Genomic DNA, 24,662 nt, shown 5'->3' with positions numbered 1-24,662 from the left:
TTTTGTTATTTAGTTGCCTGGAGGTGCATCAGGAATTCTTTCCTTCGGTTTTTTCAGCCTCTGCTGCTTGGTATCAGATTTTTTGTCAGGTTGGGCATCTTGTATAAACTGCTGCAACTGACCGCTCTTATCGTTTGCGGGAGGGTTCTGAGGAATGCCAGTATTTTGGTTCTGACCGGGCTGTACCGGTGTTCCGGGCTGTTGTGGAAGTGCATTTCCTTTATTGTCCGTGGCCTGGAAGGACAACTCGCTTTTCAGATAGTTCAGCATTTCTTTGGCCTTGATCCCTTCAGGAGTTTTGGAATAATTCAACGCAATCTGCTCCAGCTGAAGAATCATCACTTCTTTTCCGCTTGTTTTTCCGGTGTTGAAAGCATTCAGCAGATGGAACTTCGGAACCAGGGCATCTTTGGGAAACTTCTGGATCGTCTGGTCTATAACATCCCTGCTCTCTCCAAATTTCTCAGATTCATACAGGGCATATGCTTTTTTGTATTCATTTTCTACATCTACAGAGGATTTCACGAATGAAACGTTCTTAGGATTCCTTGCAAATTCTGCATAGGAAGTATAAGGATAATCGGTCAGAAGAATCTGTTTTGCTCTTTCTGCAGCCTGTGGATTCTTTTGATAATTCATAGCAAATATTTCATACAGCGCCTGAAGCATTACTTTTTCCTCAGGCTTCACATCCACCAGGTCGTACAGGGTTTTTGTTGCCAAAGGAGTATTGGTAAAGTAATTCTGGTACATCACACCTAGACCTAAAGAAGCAGTATCACGGTCTTTCTTCAACTGTCCCAGTTTTGCCTGATCTGTAGGGATCTGCTCAATATAAAACGTAGGTTCAAAACGTCTTGGGTTCGGTGCTGAAGTTACGCCCAGTGCCTCATTTTTCATATCTTCAATAGAGGCCATTTTTTTGGAATACCTCCAGTTGTCGGCCAGTGCTCTGTCACCCCACACCTGCTTAAAGGAAGAGGATCCTTTACTGACTGTTCCGGTATTGCTGAAATAAAAGCCTTTGGTAGTCACTCCAAAATCTTCAAAAGAATTGGTATTATTGGCGAAAATTGAATTCGCGTTATAATCTCCGGTATCAAAGCCTTTGCTTCTTTCTGCACGGATCCTCTCCTGCTCTTCTTTTTCTTCCTTGGCTTTTAATTTCGCGATATATTTTGAAAAAAAGTCAGTTTTCTGAGCATCAGTCATTTTTGCCAAAGCAAGAATACTGTCATTCTTTTTGATCAGATAGTAGTTTCTGGAAATCTTTTTAATGTATTCAGACTGGTCCTTTAAAAGAATCTTGGAAGGCTCATAAGTCATCACCGTAAGAGCGGAGTCATAATAGGTTCCTGCACCAATATAATCATTCTTTTCCAGGTAGCTCTTTCCTATCTCGTAATACGTAAGCCCTCTTACCTGCGGATCAGATACCTTTTCAAAAAGGGATTTTCTGAAAAACTGCTGGGCTTCATCCTTTTTACCGGCTTTATTGGCCATGAGTCCCAAAGCATAGTAGAATTCATTTTTACGGGAAGTGTAAGTTCCTTTTTTACTGATTCCTTCCAGATAATTTTTAGCCCCGTTGTAATCCCCTTTTCCGTTGAATGTTTTGGCAATGGCAATTTGGGATTTCACTTCAAATTCAAAGTCGTTGGCGTATTTGTAAGCCTGTGTAAAGCTTTCGCGGGCCTTGTCATTCTGTCCAAGATTTTCGGAAACCTGACCTTTTAGATAAGCAATCCTGCTTTTCAGCTTTCTGTTGGAGTTCAGTTCAAATGCCCGGTCCAGTTCAGCTCCGGCTTCCTCCAGTTTTCCTGCATCCAGAAGAGCTTCAGAATAATAAATACTCAGGAGTTTTGAATAGGTTTTATTGATGTCCTCCCCTTTCAGTTTCGCAAAAGCTTCATTGGCTTTGTGAAAATCATTGATCTTCGCATACGCTACCCCCTGATAAATTCTTGCCAATGGAAGCCTTTTATCTTCCTTCATATGGGTAAAAACGTAATTCAATGCATCCAGGGCCTGTACCGCTTTATTCTGGTAAATCCTTGACTGTACGAGGATCATGTAGGCATCAAAAATTTTCTTATTTTTTTCTTCCCCGTTTCTGATAACAGAGTATTTGTTGATCGCTTTCAGAGCTTTTGCTTCGGCAATTTCCAGAGTGGTAGCTCCTGCGTTTTGAAGATCGTCTGGTGTACCGCTATTGTTAGCCCCCTGAGCGTTAGGCATCCCGGGTGGCATTTCAGGAACACCTCTTTGAGAAGGTTTGTTCACTTCCGACATTTTCATGGAGTTCTCAGCGAATGCAGCAGATTGTCCCAGGTCACTTCCCAAAGGCTGATCTTCATAGGTGAGAATAGGGATATATGGTGCGTAAAAATTGTCCTTATGCCCCTTGTCTCTGCTTGTAAACTCACTGTTTAACGCATCTTTTGCATTAAAAAGGGTATTATAATAGGTGTTAAATCCTTTCAGAAATTTGGATCGCTGCTCCGGCTTCTTTACTTTGGTAGCACAGGAAGCAACAATACACATGATTAAAAGGAATAAAATATTCTTTTTCATTATTCAATATAACTCTCTTATCTGCTTTTTATTATCAGCAGCTGATGATTTTGTAAAAATAATAAAATTTTATAATGAATAATATTTATATTTTGTTCAAAATTTTGTAAACCAAATGGGTAGGAAGTCCCATGATCGTATAAAAGCTTCCATTCATCTTCCTGATCTTTGCCATGCCCAGCCATTCCTGGATGCCATAGCTGCCCGCCTTATCAAAAGGCTTGTAATTTTGAATATAATACGCTATTTCATCATCTGTAATTTCATCAAACTCCACATCCGCCACATCGGTTTCTGTGTATAGGGTATCAACGGATTTTATGCTGATTCCCGTATATACCTGATGGGTTTTCCCCGAAAGCATTCTGAGCATGGATGCGGCTTCTTTTTCATCTTTTGGTTTTCCAAGAATCTGATGATCTATGGCAACTACAGTATCCGCCGTTAATAATACTTCATCATCAGTTAATTCCCGGAATGCACCTGCCTTTAATTCTGAGAGATAAGCAGCGGCATCTTCTATCCTGATATTCTCAGGAAGAATTTCTTCGCAATCTATTCTGACCACTTCGAAATCAAAACCTAAGCTGGATAAAAGCTCTTTTCTTCTCGGCGACTGGGAGGCTAAAAGTAATTTCATAAAACTGAATTATACGGATTGGGTATTATCATCATGCCACTTTCCCTGAACCTTCATTACCTGCTCTATCACGTCACGTACAGCTCCGCTTCCCCCTTTTTTTTCAGAGATATAATCGGAGATGCCTTTTACTTCAGGAACGGCATTTTCAGGGCAGGCTGCGATGGCAGAATTTTCCATGATGTGGATATCCGGAAGGTCGTCTCCCATCGTCAGAATATCATCATTCTTAAGGTTGTGCTTCTTTTTAAATTCTTCAAAATCAGCCATTTTGTCGTGTGATTTCGGATAGTAGTCCTGTATTCCGAGATAATTGATCCTGTGCTTCACCATTTCATCGTTCCCGCCGGTGATCACACCGATTAAATAATTGTTTTTTAAAGCTTTAACTACTGCATAGCCGTCCAGGACGTTCATTACCCTGCACATATTCCCTCCGGGAAGCAGATAAACACTTCCGTCCGTAAATACACCGTCTACATCAAATACAAACGCTTTTATATCTTTTAATTTCTGTTTATAGCTCATACATTTTCTGAATAGAATGATTCATTGTCTTATAAATTTCAAGACTTTCGTCTTTTAAAAGCTGCTCATGTAATTCCAGGACCCTTTTGTCATTTCTTACGGCCGGTCCGGTCTGTGCCGCTTTCGGCTCCATTTCGTAAATCTTTTTCACCGTTTCATCAATCAGCGGGAAAAAATAATCGAATGGGATTTGTTGCGAATCCGAGATTTCTTTGGCTCTTGCAAAAAGATGGTTCACAAAATTACAGGCAAAAACAGCAGTCAGGTGAATGTATTTTCTCTTTTCGTGATTACTTTCCATGACATTTTCTGAAATCCGGGAAGCAAGATCAAAAAGAAGTTTCTGATCAGATTCATTTTCGGTTTCAATGAAGAACGGAATTTTCTCGTATTCCAGATGTTTTGATTTTGAAAATGTCTGTAACGGATAAAAACTTGATTTTCTGTACTCCCCTGCCAGAATTTCTTTGGGAAGAGATCCTGAAGTGTGGGCAACCAAGCAGTCTTTTTTTGTGATTATTTTGGAAACACCTTCTACAGAATGGTCACTTACACAGATGATGTACAGATCTGCATCCTCCAGATGCTCCGTAGAATAAGGAACATTCAGTTCTTCAGAGATTTTTTTCAATTCTTCACCGTTCCTTCCGAAAATCTGCATCAGCGGAATCTTTTTCAGACTGAAAGCTTTTGCCATGTGGTAAGCCACATTTCCTGAACCTATAATTACAATTTGCATCTAACAAAGATAAGATTTTAAAGGAAGACGAAAAACAGGACGCAGGAAGTTTTATTGAGAACGCGTTTAATGCCTACTGCTTAAGGGTCACCACGTAACGATCTGATATTATTTTAAATATTTGGACTGAAAATTGAAGAAGTAATTTAACTTTCGGCTATTTTTGTAATCCAAAACAGTGAAAGCATCTTATGAAGATTAAGGACGCGGAAATTATTTCGTTGATGCAGAATCCACGGACCCAGGAGAAAGGTGTCCGTGCCTTGATGGATGCTTATCAAAGCAGATTGTACTGGCATATCAGAAGGATTATTGTGGATGGAGACCTTGCTCAGGACACGCTGCAGGAGACTTTTATTAAGGCCTATCAGAATTTTCACCAGTTCAAAAATGACAGCCAGCTGTACACCTGGTTGTACAGGATCGCTACCAACGAAGCATTACAGCAAGTCAATAAGATGAAGAAAATGCAGAAAACGGATGAAGATCCTGAATATTATATGCAGAACCTGGTGGCTGACAATACAGACGGAGATGCGGAAGAAATACAGCTGCTGCTCCAGAACGCTATACAAAGCCTGCCTGAAAAGCAGAAACTGGTATTTATGATGAGGTATTATGATGATCTGCCCTACGAAGAAATATCTAAAATTGTAGATATGTCCGTAGGGACTTTAAAGACCAATTATCATTATGCCAAACAAAAAATAGAAGAATTTATTAAAGAAAATTACGAGAGATAATTTTTTGACCCAACAGAGATGAAAGAGTTCGACATAGAAAAACTAGAACGAAAGAATATTTACAAAGTTCCGGATGATTTGTTTCAAAACATCCAGCATAATGTAATGAACGAAGTGAAAGCGAATAAAAAAGCACCGGTTTTCAAACTGAACTGGATGTATGCCGCTGCGGCATCACTGGCTTTGATATTCGGAGCTACATATGTTTTTAATTCTGATAACGATCCGGCAAAAGATGTGTTGAATTCCAAAGCTTATGCCGCCAACGGGCAGGAACCTAAAACAGAAAGTCAGCGTGCCTACGAAACGCTGGAAGCAGATTTAACTTCTGTTGAAAATAACAATCAAACAGTTGCAAATCAGGGTGCTAAAACAGTTTCTTATACTCCTGATACCAGAAGTGAGAAAACTGCAGCTACCCAGCCGGTAAAAGCGGCTAACAAAAAAGAGGAAACAAAAATGAATGAATATCTGGATTCGTTTTCCAATTCTGAAATCTCAGAACTGGCAAGCAATTCAACGCAGGACGTTTATTTAGATCTATACAATTAAAAGAAAAATGAAAAAGATATTATTCACGCTTTTTATTATGTACGGTTTTGGTCTGAATGCACAAAATGCGCAGCTGAACGACTACGACTGGAAAAAAATGGATCCTAAGCAGAGAAAAGAAGTGATCAACAATCTTTCTCCCGAAGAAAGAAAAGAGCTTCTTAAGAAATTTAGGAATAATATGGTTTTGGAAAACCTTAATATTGATGCAAGCGACAAAACAGAATTTACACAGCTCTATAACGAGTATTTAGATAATCAGAAACAGATAAAAAGCCAGTTTGACCCAAATTTTAACCCCGAAACATTATCTGATGATGAAGCCAAAGCAAAACTTCAGCAGAGTTTCGAGGTGGGTCAGAAACTTCTGGATAACAGGAAGAAATATGCAGACAAGATGCAGCAGGTGATCCCTTGCCAGAAAGTATTAAAGCTGTTCCAGACCGAAGGAATGATGAGAGATAAAATGAACGAAAGAAAACCTCACGGTCATAACAACGGCACGGCTAAACCCAAACAGAACCCATAATAGTTTATTTTTTTAATGTTGGACGGCTCTTACAGATTTTTCTGTGAGAGCCGTTTAATTTTTATACTAAAAAAAAATTACTTTTACAGGAAAGTTTATCTATGAAAAAAACACTTTTCTTTTTATTATTTTCGATAGTATTAATGGGCCAGAAAGTAGAAACTATCGATCTTTCAAAATCAATTAAAGACAGCAAAAATTCTGTCAAAAGTCTTACGGTCATTGATATGAGAGCAAATAAGGAAGTTGGAATGGTTATGTACCACAAGGACGAGGTGAAAATTATTTTCGAAAATGATGCCGGCAAAGACATACAAGACTGGTTTTATAAATACAATCCGGTAAGAGGGAACAACGACATGGTCTTTTTGCTGGAAAGCTTGAATATTTCAGAAGACAAAAAAGAAAAGTATTCTGTCGGGAAGCTTGAATTAAGGGCAAGTACCTTTATAAAGAAAGAAGATGGATATCATTTTATTGACAGAAAAGATACGGTAGCAACCGTTTCATCACGTACAACACCTTATTTGGCCCAGAGCCTTGCAAAAAAAGTAACTTCAATTCTTACAGATCTGTTTAAAGAATCTTATAGAGGAGCACCATGGGAATTGAGTATCTCAGAAAGTGATCTTCCCAATTATACCTCTTTATTAAAAGAAAAACTGGGTATTCTAAAGGCCGATGAACTGAAAGACGGAGTTTACAAAGATTATTACAGCTTTTTTACCCACAATCCTGAACCGGGGTTTACCTTACAGACTAATGATAAAGGAGTCGTTACAAAAGCCATAAAAGGTGAGGAAAAAACCGCAATAAGACATTTTTATGCTTTTGTCCATGAAGGAATAGCCTACAAAAATATTCCTGTTGGTTATACTGAGATTTATAAAGATGAGAACGGTCTTTTTATTGAGGTAACAAAAGAAGACTTATTTCCTGAAACGGCTGGAAATGGTGTTACAATTGGTTCTGCTGCAGGTGGCTTGATTGGAGGTATTATTGGAGCAGTAATAGATGCCAGCGTGTCAGGTAGAAAGAATAATACGTTAGGCCCTAAAGTGTATCTTGATCCTTTTACAGGAAATTATTTGTTACCTGAAGACTTTGGGAAAACGAAATAATAATTTTAAAAAACCGGAAAAAATCAGATTCCTCCCTTATTCTTGTCTGTGTTTCAGTTAAAAGAAAGAATTAAGCAGAAATTATGTCTCGCTTTTTTTTATCTTTGCAAACTACAACATTCTTAAATGAAAAACATACGAAATTTTTGCATAATTGCCCATATTGACCATGGTAAAAGTACTTTGGCGGACCGTCTTCTGGAGTATACCAATACCGTTTCCCAGAGGGAGCTTCAATCTCAGACGCTGGATGATATGGATCTGGAAAAAGAACGCGGGATTACCATTAAATCTCACGCCATCCAGATGGATTATGAGTATAAAGGAGAAAAATATATTTTAAACCTTATTGACACCCCGGGACACGTAGACTTTTCTTACGAGGTTTCCCGTTCTATTGCAGCCTGTGAAGGTGCGCTTCTGATTGTAGATGCTGCACAGAGTATCCAGGCTCAAACCATCAGTAACCTGTATCTGGCATTGGAAAATGATCTTACCATTATTCCGATTCTTAATAAAATTGACCTTCCGTCTGCCAATCCTGAAGAAGTAACCGATGAGATCATGAATCTGATCGGATGCGAATATGAAGATGTTTTAAGAGTTTCAGGAAAAACAGGAGAAGGCGTTCATGACCTTCTTGAAAAAATTGTTGAAAGAATTCCTGCCCCTGTAGGAGATCCTGATGCACCGCTTCAGGCTTTGGTTTTTGACTCGGTTTACAATCCTTTCAGAGGAATTGAAGCCTATTTCAAAGTGGTAAACGGAAGCATTTCCAAAAATGAAAAAATCAAATTCTTTGCTACCGGAAAAGAGTATGGAGCGGATGAGGTGGGGACCCTGAAATTAAAGCAGGTTCCTAAAAAGACTATTGGCTGCGGAGATGTGGGATATCTGGTTTCCGGAATTAAAGATGCGCGGGAAGTAAAAGTAGGAGATACCATTACTTCATTTGAAAAGCCTGCTTCAGGACCTATTGAAGGATTTGAAGAAGTAAAACCGATGGTATTCGCGGGAATTTATCCTATTGATTCCGAAGATTTTGAAGAATTGAGATTTTCCCTTGAAAAACTGAGGCTGAATGATGCCTCTTTGGTATTTGAACCGGAAAGTTCTGCAGCTTTAGGATTTGGTTTCCGTTGCGGATTCCTGGGAATGCTTCACATGGAGATCGTTCAGGAACGTCTGGACAGGGAGTTCAATATGAACGTGATTACTACGGTACCGAACGTATCGTATTTTGGATATTCTAAAAAAGACCCTGAAACACCGATCCTGATCAACAACCCTTCTGAAATGATGGATCCTTCGATCATGGACAGGGTAGAAGAGCCTTTCATCAAAGCTTCTATTATTACAAAATCTGATTTTGTAGGTTCTGTAATGACATTATGTATTGAAAAACGAGGTGAAATTGTTAATCAGAGCTATTTAACTTCAGAAAGAGTAGAGCTGGTATTCAATATGCCTTTGGCTGAAGTGGTTTTCGACTTCTATGACCGACTGAAATCCATCTCAAAAGGGTATGCGTCATTTGATTACCATCCGATTGGATTCAGAGCTTCCAAGCTTGTAAAAATGGACATCCTGATCAACGGAGACATGGTAGATGCCCTTTCCTCACTGATCCACGACAGCAATGCCTACTACATCGGGAAAAAGATGTGTGAAAAGCTTCGTGAGCTGATCCCGAGACAGCAGTTCGATATTGCAGTTCAGGCTGCATTGGGAACGAAGGTTATCGCAAGGGAAACCATAAAAGCTTTAAGAAAAGACGTTACGGCAAAATGTTACGGAGGTGACATCTCCAGAAAGCGTAAACTTCTTGAAAAGCAGAAAGAAGGTAAGAAAAAAATGAAGCAGATCGGTAGGGTAGAAGTGCCTCAATCCGCATTTATGGCCGTACTGAAACTGAACGATTAATATAAAAAAGACCGGTAGAAAATTACCGGTCTTTTATTTTTCAGAAATTACGCTGCTTCTCAATCAGGTTGGCCTGGATCACCAGGGCTCCGAGACCGAGAATGACTTCAGCTATTCCCAATGTTCTTATAAGATTAATCCCGCAAACAATGCATTCGGGTTCCGGGAAAGGTTTTTTCCCCACAACAATGATCAGTACTCCTCCTATGATGATAATAACCACGATAAAGGCTCTTAATAATGTTTTCATGATGGTATAATTTTTAATTCTTATCCCAAAGTTGAGCATATCTGTCATACAACCTCTAATGAAAATCACTGTTTTCGCTGTGGTGATTCACCTGTTTTACTTCTTTCTGGTGAATTTTATTTCCATGGTTTTGTATTCTTTTCCTGTTTTGGAATCAGGACCGTACATTTCCATCATGTGATTGTTTGCGTCCGTAAAAGTATACACTTCGCGGAAATCACATTCTTCTCCCGGTCTCGCAGGATCTGTCATTTTACCTTTAAGTTCTATGGATTTTTTAGAAGGGTTCCAGTCTCCTTCCGCATGCATAATTCCGGTTCCCATATTATCTACCCAGGTACTTACAAATTTCTTCTTGGTATTATCATAACCCATAAGGCTCATTCCTTCAAACGGCATACCCATAAAGTTTCCTTTGTAGGTACTTTGCTGATATCTTCCACCAAGGATCATTTTATTGGTACATTCAGATTGGCTGGTGACAGGATTCCCGCCGTTTTCCATCCAGGTTGTTGTGGTCCCGGTCCAGTTTCCATCCGAGGCGGCTAATGTTTTCTGCATTTCTCCCGGTGTGGAGTATTCCATCCAGGCTTTCATAGCAGTGGCAGAGTCCACAGGTTTCCATTCTTTGGCCGAAGCCGAATCTGTTCCGGAAGAACCTTTTTCTGTTGCTGGTTTTCCTTTCTCGCAAGCGGTTGCCAGAAAAACGACTGAGAATAATAACAATAGATTTTTCATAATTAGTTAATTTTAAGTGTATTAATGTGAAATAAAGGTAGTTAATTTTATTATGCGGTCAATTGTTTTTTTGATTTCATTTATTAATTGTACCTTTGTGTATTCACAACGCAAACTAGATTTATGGGGTCTCCAAAAAAAATTCAGGATATCAAAGTGGCCGTAGATGCCGTTATTTTCGGGTACTTTGACAAGCAGGATCTTCAGCTTCTTTTAATCAAAAGAAAGATCGATCCGTTCAAAGGGGGCTGGGCGCTTCCCGGAGGTCTGGTTCTTGATGATGAGAACCTTGATGATGCAGTGAAAAGAGAACTTTACGAAGAGGCAGGCATAAAGCCCGATTTTTTGGAACAACTCTATACTTTTGGTAACGTAGGCCGGGATCCCCGGAACAGAGTGGTTTCTGTGGCTTATCTGGGCCTTGTGAACCCTTCTTATCATGAGCTCTTTGCAGATTCAGATGCAGAAGACGCCCAATGGTTCAGTGTCAATAAGCTGCCGTCATTAGCTTTTGACCATAAAAATATTATCGATATTGCGTTAAACAGGCTTCGTACTAAAATCCAATATCAGCCGATTGGTTTTAATCTTCTTAACGAAGAATTTCCTTTTTCAGACCTTGAAAATCTTTACAGAACCATTGTCGGCCGGGAAATAGACCGCAGGAATTTCCGCAAAAAGATCATGAGCTACGGTCTTCTAAATGAAACCAATAATGTAAAAAAAGAAGGCAGCGGAAGACCCGGAAAACTCTTTACCTTCAATCAGCAGAAGTACGAGGAGCTTGAGAAAGAAGGGTTTTATTTCGAAATCAAATAATTTCTTTCAACCCTTATCTAACCTTAATTTCCATCAAAAATCCCAGAGATTATCATTTTGAATAATTGAACTAAAATTTTAGTTGTTATTGTATTTGTGCTATTTGTGAAAGGATTAGTGCTATCCGTGTTTTAAATGTACTTAAGAATTTCAAAATTATTTTCTGATAATCAGACAGTTAAATTTTTAGTGTCAAAATAACACAAATATATTTTGTTTATAAAGTAATATTGTTTTACATTTGTGTAATAATAACGCAATCATGAAATACACTTTACAAAATATTAGAGAAGGATATCAGGAAAACAAAGAACTCGATTTCATGTTTTTCTGGGGTCATACTGTAAAAGATGCGGTTACAAAATCCTGTTTCAGCCAATGGCTTCCGGTTGAGTTCGAAGAAAATGGAATCGTTTATAAAACTGCTGAGCATTATATGATGGCAGGAAAAGCCAGATTATTCAAGGATGAGGAAATTTTGGAAAAAGTTTTAAAATCTGAAACACCTAACGATGCTAAAAGTCTGGGAAGAAAAGTGAAGCATTTTGAAGCAAAACTTTGGGATGCACACAAATATGAAATTGTAAAGAAAGCCAACCTGCTGAAATTTTCACAAAGCCCCAGGCTGGAAGCATTTTTATTGTCAACAGATAACAAGATTCTGATAGAGGCCAGTCCGTATGACCGGATCTGGGGAATCGGAATGCTGGAATCAGATCCAAGAGCACAAAATCCGCTTCTATGGGACGGGGAAAATCTGCTGGGATTTGCTTTAATGGAAGTCAGAGATGAGTTAAGAAGATAAAAACACACAATCACCAAACACAGAATATGATCCATGGAAAAAACAGTACTGCATCCACAGATATTTCTGATTGAAGATTTCCTTTCTTCGGAAGCCTGCGATGAATATATAACCATGGCGCGGGGAAAAGTATTTGAAGAAGCGAAAATCAATATGAACGGGAGACAGATGATGAGTAAAGGAATCAGAAACAACGACCGACTGATGATTTTTGATAATCTACTGGCTGATGAGCTTTTTGAAATGGCCGCAACATTCCTTCCCGGAAATCATGAGAATTATACACTTAAGGATTTTAATGAAATGTTCAGGGTGTATAAATATTCTCCCGGACAACGGTTCAAAATGCACCGGGACGGAAGCTATATACGCAATGAAAATGAAAAAAGTTTCTACACTTTTCTGATCTATCTGAATGATGATTTTGAAGGAGGGGAAACAGAATTTGAAAATCTGTTTACGGTAGCTCCGAAGAAAGGTTCGGCACTGGTATTTTATCATCCTTTAAGACATGAAGGAAAAACCCTGATCAGCGGATTGAAATATGTTTTGAGAACAGATGTCATGTATTCCAAGAAGTAAATAAGCTTTGCAGGAAAAGACATTGTTATGTCAATTCCAATTAGTGTAAAAATAACACAAAATAGTTAAAAGATGGAGGACGAATTAAAACCAAGATTTATCGGGTTGTTACAGAGAAATAATGACCAGATCAGAGAAGACCGGGCCCAAATTATCGGAGCAGACTCCGAATTGATCTACAGGCGCAGAGTGGAAGACATCGAGCTTAAAATAAAACGGCTGGAACGGGAAAGGGAAGGACTTATTGATATCAGCCCTTTAGACAGAAACAGCCTTACGTTTGAAGATTTTCAGCCGGAGGCATTTGTTCAGAAAGACATAGAATTATCATTAACAATCAGAAATTTAAATATTCAGCTGGAAATTGCTGTAAAGAGATTTGAATATTTATTCGGTAAAACATTATAGTTATGGGAAGTACAAGATACGATATGGACGCTCGTTTAAACAGAGCAAGAAAAGCAGGTTACGGATATAAATCCGCAGGAGAAATTTTCACTCAGAACGCATTGGGAAGAGCCCATGAATCTATGAATCCAAAAGGAATTTCTTTCAGGGAATCCAGGGATTCTGATGTACATCCGGATACGGTTCCCATCATTCTGGGACTGGACGTAACGGGCAGTATGGGACACATCCCTCATGAGTTGATTAAAGAAGGACTTCCCAGATTAATGGGCGGAATTATGCAGGGAGGAGTTCCCGATCCGGCCCTTTTATTCCTGGGAATAGGGGATCATGAATGTGACGCTTATCCCTTACAGGTAGGGCAGTTCGAATCCGGAGATGAGGAGCTGGACATGTGGCTTACCCGAACCTACATTGAATCCGGAGGAGGAGGAAATGGCGGTGAGAGCTACCTTCTGGCCTGGTATTTTGCGGCTTTCCATACCAGAACAGATGCTTTTGAGAAGAGAAACCAGAAAGGAATCCTGTTTACAATAGGAGATGAACCTTTTCTGAGAACACTTCCTGCATTAGCTGTCAGAGAAATTATGGGAGCAGGCCAGCAGACCTACAGCCACTTTGAGCTACTGAAAGAAGCTCAAAAACGCTACGAAGTCTACCACATTAATGTTTTACACTCTGATCAGGCATTAAGAGCAAGCAGAGGCTGGATAGAGCTGTTGGGAGAAAACTGTCTGTCTGTAAGAGATCACAGGGAAATTCCGGATGTTATTAAAAATGTGGTCTGCAAAACATTTAAAAATAAAACAACCGGAACTGCAGGTAACGGAGGATTTGATAATATTCAGATGTATTAAGTCATGAAAAAGGCACAAATAGTTATAGGACTGGGTTTTGGTGATGAAGGCAAGGGAATTACGACTGATTTTCTTGCCCGACAGAACCCGGAGTCAGTAGCCATCAGGTTTTCCGGAGGACAGCAGGCAGCGCATACGGTGATGATTGGAGATAAAAAACATATCCATTCCAGCTATGCGAGCGGTGCGCTTCGTGGGTTACCGTCTTATTTTACAGAACACTGTACCGTTCATCCGGTTTTTCTCCTGAATGAAAGAAAAGAGTTATTGGAAAAAGGCGGAAATATTGAACTGCACATTCACCCACTGGCCAAAGTAACCACTCCGTTTGATGTCTGGCAGAACAGGACCAGTACAAAAAATCTGGAGCACGGAACCTGTGGAAAAGGCATTGGAGCAACCATGAAAAGACATGAAAGCCCTTATAAACTATTTGGCGCCGATTTAATGGCACCGAGAGGCATGCTGATCGAAAAACTGAATGGAATTGCTTATTACTATGGCTATATGGATGAAAAACAGGTAGAAGAAGCTATAAACGATTTCCTGAATGCGATAGATGAAATTGAATGGAAAATTGATGATTATTCCTACCTGAATTCATTTGAAAACCTCATTTTCGAGGGAAGCCAGGGAGTTTTGCTGGATATGGATCACGGTGTATTTCCGAATGTTACCTATGCAAACACTACCTCAAAAAATGCGTATGAAATCTGCAGGCGGCTGAACATAGAAGATATCGAAATGTATTATGTTACCAGAATCTATTCTACCCGGCATGGAAGCGGCTGGATGAGCAATGAAAAGGAATTAAGCCTGAAAAATAATGAAGAGGAGACCTGCGTATTTAATGAATATCAGAAAGAACTCCGGTTTGGAAATCTGGATTATGAATTATTGAATTATGCGCTTATTGTAGACGGAGCTTATGTAAAGACCACAAAAAAGAATTTGGTGATCACTTGCCTGGATCAGACTGATGAACAGTTTAAACCAGAGAATTTAAAGGTAAGGATTGATAAAATTTACGGATCATATTCACCTTATTCAAAAGATTTTAAAGAATTTTTTAACTAAATAATGGCTTATATTTAATGACAGAATAAAGCCAAAAAAAGACCATGAAGACACAGATATTATACAGACCGGTTGGAGAAAAGGAAATGATACTGATCGCGGAAAACGGATATAAAAAATTCCCTCCAAGACTGGATTGGCAGCCCATTTTCTATCCGGTTCTGAATGAAGAGTATGCATCAGAAATTGCTGAAAAGTGGAATACCAGGGATGAGGCCGGAAATTATCTGGGTTTTGTTACCATGTTCAGGGTAAAGGAAGAGATTATCAATCAATATCCAGCACAGAATGTAGGAGCCAGAAATCACAATGAGCTCTGGGTGCCGTCTGAAGAGCTGGATTATTTTAATGATGGAATTGTAGGGGAAATTGAGGTGATTAAGGTTTTTGTAGGTGATGAATTTGAAAAAACGATGAACAAGGAAATAGAAAGCTTAATATTAAAATTAAAAACTAACCATGACCAATAAAGGAATGGCAAAAGATACATTGGACATCTTAGCCAAAAAATATTATATAAACAAAGAGAACGAAAAAATTTCAATAGAAAAAGAACTGGAAGATTGTAAGAAAGGAACCGTTTTATTTTCATCGGAAGATTTGGCTGAAATATCAAAATCTGAACTTCCTGAAACCAATTTTGAAACCCAATTTGAAGTATGGAATTTCAGCTCGCTAAAAGCAATTTTAAAATTAGCTGAGGAAGAAAACCAGGAGAAAATAATGTGCTTGAATTTTGCATCAGCCAAAAATCCGGGAGGAGGCTTTATCAGTGGAGCAGAAGCTCAGGAAGAAAGCCTGGCAAGAACTTCAGCTCTGTATGAAACTCAGTTACAAGCCGGGGACTATTACAAGATTCATAGAAATATGGAATCCTGCTTTTACACGGATATGATGATTTACAGTCCAAAAGTTCCTGTCTTCAGGAAGGATAAAGGAGAACTATTATCTAAACCAGTTCTATGTAACTTTATCACATCACCAGCTGTGAACGCCGGAGTTGTAAAAAGACAGGAGCCGGAAAGAGAAGGGGAAATATATGGAGCTATGGATATCAGGATGAAGAAAATGTTTGCTCTTGCCTTGAATCAGGGAAATGAAACACTGATTTTAGGTGCCTGGGGTTGCGGAGTTTTTAAAAATGATCCACAGGAGATTGCGGATTTATTCAAAAAACATCTTCACGGAAAATATAAAAATAAATTTAAAAGAGTGGTTTTTGCCGTTTTGACGAAGAAAGAAGAAATGATAAAGCCGTTTGAAGATTTTTTTAAATAATACGAATTATTATGAAAGTTTATAAATACAGATCAATAGAGGAGGACGTTTTTAAAAGAGATTTTGAAACGATTAAAAATAATTCTTTTTACTCATCTAATTATAACATGTTGAATGACCCGTTTGACATTTATTTTAATGAAGAAATATCCCAAGTTATAGAACTTTTGAAAACTTTATTTCCATATAAAGAGTTAAATAATTTTGAAAAGCAATTTAAAGAAGTTTTAAACTTCAAGGAAAAAATTGGAGTATATTGTTTAAGTACAGATTTTTTGAATGAGCAATTGTGGGCTTATTATGCAAGTTCTTATTCGGGATACTGTGTAGAGTATGATTTAGAAAAATTAATTGATAGGGGGCAAAACTTTGATTTTCAATATAAATTCAAAATTGATTATAAAGATAACATTCCAACATTAGATATTAATGATCTTATAAATTTGAAAGATGAGTTTATTAAAAAAATGTTTGCTACTAAAAAGTCTACATGGCAGCATGAAGAAGAAATAAGGTTGATTTTTGATAATTTTGGAATGAAAAAATTTCATCCGTCTGCGATTACAGGAATTTATTTTGGAATTAAAACACCAGAAATAATTAAAGAGTCTTTTTATGAACTTTTCAAAAAGATGGATGTGAGATTTTATGAAGTATTTCCATCGAATTTTAAATTAGACTTTAAACTGATTAATGAAACAAAACGTAAACTAAAATATGAAGTAAGTACTTTTGAATTTGATATACTTGAACATCGCAGTAACGTTCTTCATAAGTCTTATTATATTCATTATAAAGATTCTATGGATGAATCTAAAGTAAAAGAATTTATTTTAGCATTTAGAGAAGCATTCTGTATTAAAGAAAATAGCTTGTATGTTTTTAACAATAAAGAAGTTAAATCATTAATAAATGTTTATCCCAAAAGTGATAGGGAATATATTGAATATGCTAACTCAATAATCACCGTTTGTGACGATTGGGAAGAAGCAGCAATTAATAATCCTTATAAAGATTTTTATTACAATGAAATTTTAAAAAACCAATGAAAAAACTAACCATATTAAGTGGCGCCGGAATCAGTGCCGAAAGCGGAATAAAAACATTCAGGGACGGAGACGGTCTCTGGGAAAATCATAGCATCACAGAGGTGGCCAGCCCGGAAGGGTGGAGAAAAGACAGAGGATTGGTTCTGGAATTTTATAATCAGCGAAGGAGACAGCTTCATGAAGTACAGCCCAATGAAGCCCACAGACTGTTGGCAGAATTAGAAAAACATTTCGAAGTTCAGATCATTACCCAAAATATAGATGACCTGCATGAAAGAGCCGGATCTACGAATATCCTGCATATTCACGGGGAATTGTTCAAATCATGTTCATGCAATAATAAAAACCTGATCTACGAACAAAAAGGTGATATCCAAATTGGAGATAAGGCGGAAGATGGGGCTCAGCTCAGACCTTTTATCGTCTGGTTTGGCGAAGATGTTCCATTGTATAAAACGGCACAGGAAAAAGTAAAAGAAGCGGATATTCTGGTGGTAATCGGGACTTCATTGCAGGTATATCCGGCGGCTGGATTGATCCATGAGATCAAAGACGATTGTCTGCTGGTCGTGATCAATCCCAATGAAACGGGCTTCGGTTATGGAAAAAGAGCAGTGGTCATGAAAGAATCGGCAACAAGAGGCATGAAACTCCTGTATGATAAACTGATAGAACTTGCCTGATGGAAAATATGGTAAAAGCTGGGATTTTTGGAGTATGCATCGGCGATGCACTGGGTGTGCCGGTGGAATTTAGAAGCAGAGAACAGCTTAAGCGGTCGCCGGTAACAAAAATGCGAGGATTGGGAACCCATCACCAGCCAGCAGGTACGTGGAGTGATGATGGTTCTTTAACACTGTGCCTTACAGACAGCCTTTGCAATGGATATGATCTGGAAAATATAGCGTTGAAATTTCTTCAATGGTATAATGCGGAAATATGGACACCGCATGGAAGAGTTTTCGACATAGGTATTGCTACCAGGCAGGCAATTTATAAAATCAGTAAAGGTTATACTCCTCAAGTTTGTGGTGGAACTAGTGAATTTGACAATGGAAACGGGTCATTAATGAGAATATTGCCTCTTTTATTTTATATTAAAGATTTTGAAATTACAAAGCGGTTTGATATTGTAAAAGATGTGTCGTCAGTTACTCATGGCCACATTCGTTCAGTTATAGCCTGTTTTATTTATTTGGAATTGCTGAGGGAAATTATAAAAGGTAAGGATAAATTTGAAGCTTATGGCGAGATGAAACTTTCTGTAAAACATTTTTTAGATCATAATCCGGTTTGCTCCCAAAATGAAATGGATAAATTTACTCGAATCCTAAACAATAAATTGAATGAATTTCCGGAAGAAAAGATTTACAGCAGCGGTTACGTTCTCCACAGTCTGGAAGCGTCCCTATGGTGCTTTTTAAACTCAGAAAGTTATTCAGAAGCGGTTTTAAAAGCGGTAAATTTAGGAGAAGATACCGATACCACAGGAGCCATTACCGGAGGAATTGCCGGAATCTACTATGGTTTTGAAAATATTCCGGAAGAATGGATTAATGAACTTGTCAGGAAAGATGACATCGGGGTTTTATGTGAAAAGCTCCAAAAAAAATTAATGAAATAAAAAAACAATGACCGAAATAGAAAACAAAAGAATAAGCAAATTTCTAAGCCTTATTCTCAGGCATCAGCCCGAAAACATTCAGCTGAAACTGGATGAAAACGGATGGGCGGACGTCAGTGAACTTATTACAAAATCTGCAAAAGGAAGAATGCATTTTAGTTTTGAAGACCTTGAAGAAGTGGTGGAAACCAATAATAAAAAACGGTTCGCTTTTAATGAGGATAAAACGAGGATCAGAGCCAGTCAGGGACATTCCATAGCTATAGATCTGGACCTGAAAGCTGCTCAGCCTCCTGATTTCCTCTATCATGGAACAGCAGAAGCCAATATTTCTTCCATCCTCGAAAATGGAATTGAAAAAAGGACCCGCCAGCATGTTCACCTCAGTGCAGACAAAGAAACTGCGACAAAGGTGGGAATGCGCCATGGAAAGCCTGTGATTCTGACCATCAGAACAAAAGCAATGCATGAGGCCGGAATTATATTTTTCCTCTCAGCCAATGGAGTCTGGCTGACAGATTTTGTTGAACCCCAATATATTAGTAAGTAAAGAACAAAGAACAAAGAACAAAGAATAAAGAATAAAGGATAAAGATGCAGGATAGGGCTCCGTCAATTTTATCGCAGATAAAATCCTTGCGCCTTAAAACGCAACATTTGAAAAAATTAGCGTCTTTGCGTTATCCAACAAAAAAATCAGAATATCTAAAAAATAAATTTCAAAATAAGAAATGGGCAGAACATTAGTTATTGGTGATATTCACGGTGGTTTTAAAGCCTTAAAACAGGTTCTTGAAAGAGCAGAAGTTACAGGGGACGATCAGCTTATTTTTCTCGGTGATTATGTAGACGGCTGGAGCGAATCTTCTCAGATCATCCGGTTCCTGATGGAACTTTCAGAAAAACAGGCCTGCATCTTTATCAAAGGAAACCATGATGCCTGGTGCGAAGATTGGCTATCGTTTGGAGGAAGTCCCGATGTCTGGCTTTTCAATGGAGGAAAAAGCACCGTTGAAAGTTATAACGGCTATTCACCAGAAGATCTGGATCTCCATCTTGAATTTTTTCAGAGGATGAAAAATTATTATGTTGATGAAAACAACCGCCTGTTTATCCATGCAGGCTATTCCTCTATGCACGGCCCTGAAAAGGAAGTCTATTCCAGCAACTACCGCTGGGACAGAACCCTCTGGGAAACCGCGGTAGCCATGGATAAAAAACTGCAGAAAAGTTCAGAGCTCTACCCGAAAAGACTGCTGCTGTATAATGAAATATTTATTGGACATACCCCGACTTTGGATATAGGAATCAGCCATCCTGTAAATAAAGCCAACGTTTGGAATATGGATACCGGAGCCGCTTTTACAGGTGCTTTGTCACTAATGGATATCAACACTAAAGAATTCTGGCAGAGTGAGCCGCTTCCAGCCCTTTATCCTAAGGAAAGAGGAAGAAACAATGATATTTAAAAGATCAGGAACCTGTAAAATAACAGATACAGAATCATTTCAAGCCTCATAGAGTTCAACCCTGTGAGGTTTTAAAATAAGCGGATATGAGAGGCTCACGCAGATTGAGCAAATTCTGCAGATTTTAATATCAAAACTCAAATGAAAATCTTTGATTTTCTCGCGCCTTAAAACAGCAAAAAGATAACAACCTTGCGCCCTTGCGTTATCCCAACCCCTTTTACATCACCCCACACAACCTTAGCCATTTTGCTTTTTAGCAATTTTGCCTTTTCGCCCTTTAGCTCTTTCCCGGGAATATTAGTATTTTTGAACATCAAAACTGCTTCAATGAAACTAAAATACCTCCTGATACTCCTGAGTTCTTCGTTACTTATGGCTCAGAATTCATTCCAGACCCCTTTTGAAAAAGGAAATAAAAACCAGACGGTTACGTATGAAGAAATGAATGCCTATTACCAGGATCTGGCTAAAAATTTCAATACCATTCAATACCTTAAAAAAGGAGAGGATGATAATGGAAAGCCCATTTACGTGGTAGTTTACAATCCTTTTCCTGAGAAGGATATAGAAAAACTGAGGAAGAATAAGGCGGTTCTTTTTGTCAATAACGGCATTCATCCCGGAGAACCGGACGGAATAGATGCCACGATGATGCTTATGCGGGATCTGGCGGCAAAGAAAATAAAAACACCACAGAACTTCATCATCGCAGCTATTTCTGCATATAATGTCAGCGGAATGCTGAACAGAGGTTCCCACTCAAGGGCCAATCAGAACGGCCCGGAGCAGTACGGTTTCAGGGGGAATCTCAGAAACTATGATCTGAACCGGGATTTTATCAAAGCAGATTCTAAAAATGCCCGCAGTTTTCAGGAAATTTATCAGTGGCTGCAGCCGGATGTTTTTATAGACAATCATGTAAGCAACGGCGCTGATTATCAGTATACTTTTACCTATATTTCAACTTTTAAAGAACGCCTTGGGAAAACATTGGGGAATTATTTCTATAATGATTATCAGGCTCAGAATCTGGAAGAAATGAAAAAGCTGGGCTATGAAAGCACACCTTACGTCAATATCCACGGGGATGTTCCGGATGAGGGATTTGCTGCTTTTGAGGATTCTCCCAGATACTCTACCGGCTATACTTCACTGTTCAATTCCCTTGGAACGGTTCCGGAAACGCACATGCTGAAGCCTTATGACAAAAGGGTGGACGCTACCTACAGATACATGCTGGTCAACCTTAAGAAACTAGATAAAGATTATAAAAAAGTAAAAGAGCTTCGCCTTGAAAATTTAAAACAATACAAAGTCGGGATGCAGTACGGAATTCGTTGGAAAATAGATTCCACACAGTTTTCTACCATGGATTTCAAGGGCTATGAAGGAAAATATAAGCCCAGTGAGATTTCCGGGAAACCGAGGTTGTATTACGACAGGAATAAGCCTTTTACGAAAAAGATCAAACTCTTTACCACAGCGGTGCCTACAGGATATATTACCATTCCTAAATACTATGTGGTTCCTCAATCTCAATACCGTGTTATTGAAGAACTGAAAAGGAACCGGATCAGGATAACGGTCCTTAAAAAAGACAGTACTGCTCATGTGGAATCCTATAAGATCAAAGATTTTAAAACGGTAAAAAACCCTTACGAAGGGCATTACCTTCATTATGAAACCACGGTGGACACAGCAAAAAAGGAAATGGCTTTTCAGGCAGGAGATTATCTGGTTTCAACCGATCAGCCTGGTGTAAAGTATATCGTGGAAACACTTGAACCTGAAGCATTAGACTCATTTTTCAACTGGAATTTTTTTGATGGAATTTTAGCCCAGAAAGAATATTATTCAGCTTATATTTTTGAAGATACCGCTTCAGAATTACTGAAGAATGATAAAAAACTGAAAGACGCTTTTGAGGCTAAAAAATCAGCAGATAAAAAGTTTTCGGAGGACGGAACGGCCCAGCTGGACTGGATTTACAGGAATTCTCCTTATTTCGAAGAAAAAACATTCAGACAGTACCCGATTTACAGGATATTATGATTTAAGATTGGACTGAAGCTGGAAGAGGGAGGCCGGAAGTTAATATTAGATTAATTATTTCTTGTCAAAAAAGAATAAGAAAGGAACAAAACTCTTCTTAAGGGTTCAATAACTTCCATCTTCCAGCTTCGTGCTTCCTTACATGAAATATGATTTAAAATACTGATAACCAGAAATCAATTTCCCGGATTTCCACTTATGCAATAAAGGTGTTTTTCCTTAAATTTTCAACAATATTTCCCGCGAACTTTGCTTAATAAAACCAATAAAAACCATAGTTATGGCCACTAAAAAGCAATTTTTCGTTTCATTGGAAGGGGTAGATCTTACCGATGAACAACTGAAAAACATCGACAGGGGAATACAGAGCGTAGTTCTTGCTGAACTTTCAAAGATTGACAATACACAGGCTTTCGGAGCGCACAGAGACTTCAAAGGACTGTTAAAACCAATGAAAATAAAAGATTGGTTTCCATGGGGAATCATTATTTTCAAACCAGGAATTGATATCCAGAGCCAGATCCAGAACATTCAGTCCCAGATAAAAAGATATGGAGGCTGATTCTTTTGCTTCAAAAAAGATGTGTCCCAGTTATCTTGGAAAAGTTGGGGCACAGCTTTTTGGAGTGGTTGGAAAAGACGGTAAGGTCAGTTTTATCACACCCCTTACCGTTACAGAAGATTTCCTGGAGCAGAATCATGATAAAAACGGTCTTGAGCAGAGGTTCCGTTTTACAGGGAAATGTGTTGAAAAGGGCTGTGCCCAATGGGATAAAGAAGAATCTAAATGCTCCCTGTCCCGGAAGGTTCAGAATTTAGACAGCGATAAAGAAACAGAGCTTATGTTTTGTCCGATCCGCGAACACTGCAGATGGTTTTCGCAGGATGGTAAAGAAGCCTGCTTTTCGTGCAATGAGATAACAAGGAATATGGAAGAACTTCTTTTGAATTTAAAATCATAAAAAAAGACGCTTCAGCTGAAACGTCTTTTTGTTTTATCTTGGTAAGCCTCTTTTTAAAGCAATTTCTGCTCTTTTTATGGCTACTTTTTCCTTCCAGTCCATGTATTTCTTTTTGAAATTGGACTTCATAATATCGTCGAATTTACGCTGTACGGTAAGGTTCCACAAAGAGTGTGCTTTCACCGCCCAGGACTTGTCCCACGCTCTCAGAGAAATGGAGAAGCTTCCGTCCAGGTATTTCATCCAGTGCCACCATCCGGTAGGCATGAAAAGGGTATCTCCATGTTCCAGGAAACATTCAATTCCTTCTACCCCGTCAAGGGCCGGAAATTTTTCGAAATCAGGATTATCAATATCATAATCTTCCAGAGCATAGGTCGCATAAGGAAGCTGATACAGCCTTTCTTTCCATTTATATTCAAAAAGCTTTACATGCTTTCTTCCGTTGAAATGGGTATGGAAAATGTGAGCCATATCAATATCATAATGAAGGAACGTCACAGATCCTTTTCCTCCAAAAAACATAGAAGGATATTTATCCAGAAAGCCTCCCATAAGTTCTTTAGGAGAGATATAATCTTCCAGTAGCTTCCCGGCATGCTTTATTGGGTCAAAAAAGAAAATTCTCAAATCAGTAGGCTCTCTTTGGATGAGGTCTATATAATCTGCAAACTTCATTTTCGTAGTAGGCGTATTAATGGGAGCCGCAGGATCTGCTTTTTTAGAATCATAAAGAGGAACTTCCACATTACCTACCACTTCCTTCACATAATCCATCGTCCATTTCTGGTAAGCAGGCCAGTTTCTTGCCATATTTTTGATGACAACGGGCCTTCTGGGCTTTAGATATTTTTCTGTAAACTCCTTCTGAGTAATATCATCTACAACATCTATAGGCTTTAAAATAATTCCCATTCTATAAATTTTATGTTACAAAATTATTAAATAAATATATATGAATCAGTGTTTAATTTTTTTTTAATCTATGATTCAAATCACTTTTAACTATTTAGACTAAATAAGAATTTAAAAAAGTAAGTCTTTATGCATAAGTGAAGTACTATTTGCTTTAAATAAGACAGTATTTTATCGGCAAACGTTACATGCGGATAAAAAGAGCCAATCAATGATCGTCAAAATTCGGAAATAGATTTAATGAATCTTCATACCAAACCAAGATTTAAAATAAAATTGACAGAGCATCAACTCAACGGTATCCCAATTTCTGCGATTCGGATAATAAATGCTCATAAAATTTTGGAGAGGAAAAAAATATTAAAAATTTTTATCACTATTTTTATAGTGTTAAAAGGTGTTTAACCTTTTTCTTAAAAATGCAT

At 38.3% G+C, this 24,662-nt stretch carries 28 protein-coding genes; 21 read left to right on the top strand and 7 right to left on the bottom strand.

The features are described from left to right. Nucleotides 1-9 precede the first annotated feature (9 nt). The 4 genes from porW to B7E04_RS03250 form a co-directional block, all read right to left on the bottom strand. Nucleotides 10-2,574 carry a type IX secretion system periplasmic lipoprotein PorW/SprE gene (gene porW / locus B7E04_RS03265; protein WP_080777355.1) on the bottom strand — a complete coding sequence of 855 codons (2,565 nt, stop codon included), beginning with the start codon at nucleotides 2,572-2,574 and terminating at the stop codon, nucleotides 10-12. Between the two features lie 85 nt (nucleotides 2,575-2,659). Continuing rightward, nucleotides 2,660-3,214 carry a Maf family protein gene (locus B7E04_RS03260; protein WP_080777354.1) on the bottom strand — a complete coding sequence of 185 codons (555 nt, stop codon included), beginning with the start codon at nucleotides 3,212-3,214 and terminating at the stop codon, nucleotides 2,660-2,662. A 9-nt stretch (nucleotides 3,215-3,223) separates the two neighbouring features. Beyond that, entirely contained in the window at nucleotides 3,224-3,742 is a 519-nt protein-coding gene (locus B7E04_RS03255) for a KdsC family phosphatase (RefSeq protein ID WP_080777353.1), read from the bottom strand. After that, a complete protein-coding gene (locus tag B7E04_RS03250; protein WP_080777352.1) occupies nucleotides 3,732-4,481 on the bottom strand; it encodes a Rossmann-like and DUF2520 domain-containing protein in 750 nt (249 codons plus the stop codon). The genes B7E04_RS03255 and B7E04_RS03250 overlap by 11 nt, the downstream gene beginning before the upstream one ends. 191 nt (nucleotides 4,482-4,672) lie before the next feature. Here B7E04_RS03250 and B7E04_RS03245 point away from each other — a divergent pair, with 191 nt between their 5' ends. The 5 genes from B7E04_RS03245 to lepA all read left to right on the top strand — a co-directional run bounded on the left by B7E04_RS03245 (nucleotide 4,673) and on the right by lepA (nucleotide 9,349). After that, nucleotides 4,673-5,224, top strand: coding sequence for an RNA polymerase sigma factor (locus B7E04_RS03245; RefSeq protein WP_040992957.1), 552 nt, complete (start codon nucleotides 4,673-4,675; stop codon nucleotides 5,222-5,224). 18 nt (nucleotides 5,225-5,242) lie between these two features. Further along, entirely contained in the window at nucleotides 5,243-5,776 is a 534-nt protein-coding gene (locus B7E04_RS03240) for a hypothetical protein (protein WP_080777351.1), read from the top strand. A gap of 7 nt (nucleotides 5,777-5,783) precedes the next feature. Further along, nucleotides 5,784-6,305, top strand: a complete 522-nt coding sequence (locus B7E04_RS03235) for a hypothetical protein (protein ID WP_080777350.1) — start codon at nucleotides 5,784-5,786, stop codon at nucleotides 6,303-6,305. Nucleotides 6,306-6,406: 101 nt separating this feature from the next. Continuing rightward, complete coding sequence (locus B7E04_RS03230) at nucleotides 6,407-7,426, top strand: hypothetical protein (protein ID WP_139785327.1); 1,020 nt, start codon at nucleotides 6,407-6,409, stop codon at nucleotides 7,424-7,426. Nucleotides 7,427-7,552: 126 nt separating this feature from the next. Then, the gene (gene lepA, locus B7E04_RS03225; RefSeq protein ID WP_080777348.1) at nucleotides 7,553-9,349 is read left to right on the top strand and encodes a translation elongation factor 4; all 1,797 of its coding nucleotides are present in this window, start codon (nucleotides 7,553-7,555) and stop codon (nucleotides 9,347-9,349) included. A 40-nt stretch (nucleotides 9,350-9,389) separates the two neighbouring features. On the opposite strand, the gene B7E04_RS03220 is transcribed toward lepA, so the two are convergent. Together B7E04_RS03220 and B7E04_RS03215 are read right to left on the bottom strand one after the other, a co-directional pair. Beyond that, the gene (locus B7E04_RS03220; RefSeq protein WP_139785326.1) at nucleotides 9,390-9,599 is read right to left on the bottom strand and encodes a hypothetical protein; all 210 of its coding nucleotides are present in this window, start codon (nucleotides 9,597-9,599) and stop codon (nucleotides 9,390-9,392) included. Nucleotides 9,600-9,695: 96 nt separating this feature from the next. Then, nucleotides 9,696-10,337, bottom strand: a complete 642-nt coding sequence (locus B7E04_RS03215) for a DUF1579 domain-containing protein (protein WP_080777346.1) — start codon at nucleotides 10,335-10,337, stop codon at nucleotides 9,696-9,698. 141 nt (nucleotides 10,338-10,478) lie between these two features. Here B7E04_RS03215 and B7E04_RS03210 point away from each other — a divergent pair, with 141 nt between their 5' ends. From B7E04_RS03210 to B7E04_RS03135, 16 genes are all read left to right on the top strand, one after another. Continuing rightward, nucleotides 10,479-11,156, top strand: a complete 678-nt coding sequence (locus B7E04_RS03210; RefSeq protein ID WP_080777947.1) for an NUDIX hydrolase — start codon at nucleotides 10,479-10,481, stop codon at nucleotides 11,154-11,156. Between the two features lie 262 nt (nucleotides 11,157-11,418). Next, nucleotides 11,419-11,961 (top strand): NADAR family protein, encoded by a 543-nt coding sequence (locus B7E04_RS03205; RefSeq protein ID WP_080777345.1) that lies wholly within the window; start codon nucleotides 11,419-11,421, stop codon nucleotides 11,959-11,961. A gap of 33 nt (nucleotides 11,962-11,994) precedes the next feature. Further along, nucleotides 11,995-12,543: a prolyl hydroxylase family protein gene (locus tag B7E04_RS03200; RefSeq protein ID WP_080777344.1), complete on the top strand. Its 549-nt coding sequence runs from the start codon at nucleotides 11,995-11,997 to the stop codon at nucleotides 12,541-12,543. Between the two features lie 72 nt (nucleotides 12,544-12,615). Next, nucleotides 12,616-12,951 carry a hypothetical protein gene (locus B7E04_RS03195; protein WP_080777343.1) on the top strand — a complete coding sequence of 112 codons (336 nt, stop codon included), beginning with the start codon at nucleotides 12,616-12,618 and terminating at the stop codon, nucleotides 12,949-12,951. 2 nt (nucleotides 12,952-12,953) lie between these two features. Next, nucleotides 12,954-13,808, top strand: coding sequence for a hypothetical protein (locus B7E04_RS03190; RefSeq protein ID WP_080777342.1), 855 nt, complete (start codon nucleotides 12,954-12,956; stop codon nucleotides 13,806-13,808). Between the two features lie 3 nt (nucleotides 13,809-13,811). After that, nucleotides 13,812-14,885: an adenylosuccinate synthetase gene (locus B7E04_RS03185; RefSeq protein WP_080777341.1), complete on the top strand. Its 1,074-nt coding sequence runs from the start codon at nucleotides 13,812-13,814 to the stop codon at nucleotides 14,883-14,885. 44 nt (nucleotides 14,886-14,929) lie between these two features. Then, nucleotides 14,930-15,355, top strand: a complete 426-nt coding sequence (locus B7E04_RS03180) for an ADP-ribosylation/crystallin J1 (RefSeq protein ID WP_080777340.1) — start codon at nucleotides 14,930-14,932, stop codon at nucleotides 15,353-15,355. Then, on the top strand, nucleotides 15,345-16,163 hold the full coding sequence (locus tag B7E04_RS03175) for a TIGR02452 family protein (protein WP_080777339.1): 819 nt from the start codon (nucleotides 15,345-15,347) through the stop codon (nucleotides 16,161-16,163). The genes B7E04_RS03180 and B7E04_RS03175 overlap by 11 nt, the downstream gene beginning before the upstream one ends. 11 nt (nucleotides 16,164-16,174) lie before the next feature. Further along, nucleotides 16,175-17,212: a DUF2971 domain-containing protein gene (locus tag B7E04_RS03170; RefSeq protein ID WP_080777338.1), complete on the top strand. Its 1,038-nt coding sequence runs from the start codon at nucleotides 16,175-16,177 to the stop codon at nucleotides 17,210-17,212. Continuing rightward, nucleotides 17,209-17,895, top strand: a complete 687-nt coding sequence (locus tag B7E04_RS03165) for an SIR2 family NAD-dependent protein deacylase (protein WP_080777337.1) — start codon at nucleotides 17,209-17,211, stop codon at nucleotides 17,893-17,895. Before B7E04_RS03170 ends, B7E04_RS03165 begins: the two co-directional genes overlap by 4 nt. After that, nucleotides 17,895-18,836: an ADP-ribosylglycohydrolase family protein gene (locus tag B7E04_RS03160; RefSeq protein ID WP_080777336.1), complete on the top strand. Its 942-nt coding sequence runs from the start codon at nucleotides 17,895-17,897 to the stop codon at nucleotides 18,834-18,836. The genes B7E04_RS03165 and B7E04_RS03160 overlap by 1 nt, the downstream gene beginning before the upstream one ends. Before the next feature lie 7 nt (nucleotides 18,837-18,843). After that, nucleotides 18,844-19,386 carry an RNA 2'-phosphotransferase gene (locus B7E04_RS03155; RefSeq protein ID WP_080777335.1) on the top strand — a complete coding sequence of 181 codons (543 nt, stop codon included), beginning with the start codon at nucleotides 18,844-18,846 and terminating at the stop codon, nucleotides 19,384-19,386. Between the two features lie 181 nt (nucleotides 19,387-19,567). After that, complete coding sequence (locus B7E04_RS03150; protein WP_080777334.1) at nucleotides 19,568-20,305, top strand: metallophosphoesterase family protein; 738 nt, start codon at nucleotides 19,568-19,570, stop codon at nucleotides 20,303-20,305. 330 nt (nucleotides 20,306-20,635) lie between these two features. Next, nucleotides 20,636-22,360, top strand: coding sequence for a M14 family metallopeptidase (locus B7E04_RS03145; protein WP_080777333.1), 1,725 nt, complete (start codon nucleotides 20,636-20,638; stop codon nucleotides 22,358-22,360). Between the two features lie 280 nt (nucleotides 22,361-22,640). Then, complete coding sequence (locus B7E04_RS03140) at nucleotides 22,641-22,922, top strand: hypothetical protein (protein WP_062651856.1); 282 nt, start codon at nucleotides 22,641-22,643, stop codon at nucleotides 22,920-22,922. A 19-nt stretch (nucleotides 22,923-22,941) separates the two neighbouring features. Further along, nucleotides 22,942-23,322, top strand: a complete 381-nt coding sequence (locus B7E04_RS03135) for a hypothetical protein (protein ID WP_139785325.1) — start codon at nucleotides 22,942-22,944, stop codon at nucleotides 23,320-23,322. A 33-nt stretch (nucleotides 23,323-23,355) separates the two neighbouring features. Here B7E04_RS03135 and B7E04_RS03130 read toward each other — a convergent pair whose 3' ends face one another. Continuing rightward, nucleotides 23,356-24,237, bottom strand: coding sequence for a cupin-like domain-containing protein (locus B7E04_RS03130; protein WP_080777331.1), 882 nt, complete (start codon nucleotides 24,235-24,237; stop codon nucleotides 23,356-23,358). Between the last annotated feature and the right edge of the window lie 425 nt (nucleotides 24,238-24,662).

Source organism: Chryseobacterium phocaeense (genome assembly GCF_900169075.1).
GTDB classification, from domain to species: Bacteria; Bacteroidota; Bacteroidia; order Flavobacteriales; family Weeksellaceae; genus Chryseobacterium; species Chryseobacterium phocaeense.
Note: the sequence above shows the minus strand (reverse complement) of the source record. Positions and strands in the feature narration are given on the sequence as shown.